This window comes from Pseudoxanthobacter sp., assembly GCF_036822375.1.
Lineage (GTDB): Bacteria > Pseudomonadota > Alphaproteobacteria > Rhizobiales > Segnochrobactraceae > Pseudoxanthobacter.
In genome coordinates this window covers 2,685-4,544 of sequence record NZ_DAISHT010000250.1, presented here as the reverse complement: position 1 = coordinate 4,544, position 1,860 = coordinate 2,685, and the positions used below count along the sequence as shown (strand labels likewise).

General features: G+C 68.2%; 2 protein-coding genes. Both read right to left on the bottom strand.

Going from position 1 to position 1,860, the window contains the following annotated elements:
• The coding region (locus tag V7067_RS15815) for a substrate-binding domain-containing protein (RefSeq protein WP_334176864.1) at positions 1-624 on the bottom strand (624 nt) is incomplete at its 3' end.
• A gap of 183 nt (positions 625-807) precedes the next feature.
• Positions 808-1,623: an FCD domain-containing protein gene (locus tag V7067_RS15810; protein ID WP_334176863.1), complete on the bottom strand. Its 816-nt coding sequence runs from the start codon at positions 1,621-1,623 to the stop codon at positions 808-810.
• Positions 1,624-1,860: the final 237 nt, after the last annotated feature.

Genomic DNA, 1,860 nt, shown 5'->3' with positions numbered 1-1,860 from the left:
CTTGAAGGTCTCGTCGGCGGTGTAGCTCTGCATCTGCTGCAGGCCGGCCTCCTTGCCGGTGAAGCCGCCGGCCTTCAGGCCGTCGAGGAACCCCTTGGTGCGGGCCTGACCGTTCTTGCGGGCCTGCGAGATGGCGATGATGCCGACCGAGCCGTCTTCCCAGCCCTTCTTCTTCAGCGCCGCGGCAAGGGCCTCGCCGACATCGCGGGCGCCGCGATAGTTGTCGGAGATGATGAAGGAGGCATATTCGCCGCTGTTGGTGCCGATGTCGGCGATCACCACCGGAATGCCTGCCCGCTTCGCCAGCGTCAGCACGCTGGGGGCGGTGGAGGAATCGGTGGGCGACAGCACGATGCCGGCGACGCCGCGGGCGATGGCATCCTGCGCATTCTGCAACTGGGTCTGGCCGCTGTTGTGCGAATCCAGCACCTGGAAGCCGTAGCCTGCCTTCTTCGCGGCGGCTTCCACGCCTTTCGACAGGAAGCGCCAGAACGGCAGATCGAGGCCGGGGGTGAGGTAGACGATCGTCTTCCCGGCGGCGAGGGCCGGCACGAGGCCCGCCGCGCCGATGCCGGCAACGGCGGCCGCACCGGCGGCGAGCTTCAGGAATGTCCTGCGTTCCATTCATTCCTCCCAAGATTATCGTTCAGGCGCGCCGGTTTTCCGGCTGCGTATTGCAAGGCAGGCGCGGTCTGCGTCCTGCAGGGCAGAAGGCGCACGAAGACGGGCCGCCGCGGCGGCACGGGTGCGATCTGCCTTTTCGTATGTCGCCGGCTGCCGGCCGGCGACGGATGGGGCGATTGCGGTTCAGCGGCTGTCTGCGTCGCTCAGGATCGATTGCGTGGTGCGATAGATCCGCCCGGTGTGGGCGGCGAAGGCATCGACCGCGCGGGCCGGATCGTGGCTGCGCAGGGCTGCGACAATGGCGACATGGTCGGCATAGCTCGTTGCAATGGCCCCGGGCCGGGCCACCACGCGGCGCCGGTATTCCATCATGTAGCCATAGAGATCGGTGGAAAAATCGGCGAGCAGCCGGTTGGGCGAAACGCGGTAGATGGTGGTGTGGAACTCCCGGTCCGAGATCAGAAAGCGCACCGGATCGTCGAGGGCATCGTGCTGGGCCTGCAGCAGGCTTTCCAGAACGCCGAGCGTGTCGTCGGCAATGGCAAGGGCGGCATCGGCCACCACCTGCCGTTCGATCAGCACGCGGGCGGAGTGCACGGAATCGAGGTCGTAGGCATCGACCGCGCGCGCCATGGCGAAGCCGATGGTGACCGGGCCGACATCGGCCCGCAGCACGCGGGTGCGCGCGCCGTGGGAGACTTCGAGCACCCCCTGCAGCGCCAGAATCTGGATCGCCCCGCGCACCGCCTCGCGGCTGACATTGAGGGTGGCGGCCAGCTCGCGTTCGCCCGGCAGCGCATCGCCCACCTGCAGGATGCCGGAGGCGATGAGGCCGGCGATCTTCTCGCTGATCACCGTCTTGATGGATTGCTTGACGATGCCGCTGCGGATGCCGCGCAGTTCCGCCAGCGCCCCGGCGTGCGGCAGCGAACCCGTGCCGGCGCCGTCGTCGCCCGCAGAAGCTCCCGTCACCGCTTCGCTCTTCAGCGCCTCGGCCATGCGCGTCGCCTCCTGAACCGGAGAATCTGATACACTGGTTGAACCAGCGGACCAGTGAATGTAAGCGGCGTTCCCCGGACGTTGTCAAGCGGTGTTTCGCCGGCCGGCCTCATCCGGCAACGCGCAGAGGGAAGCCGGGATGCCGCCTGCGGCAGAGCCCGCGCTGCCCCCGCAACCGGTGGCGGCGAGCCGTCATCCGGCCTTTGCCACGGAAGCCCGCCGGGCCTCGTCAACCAG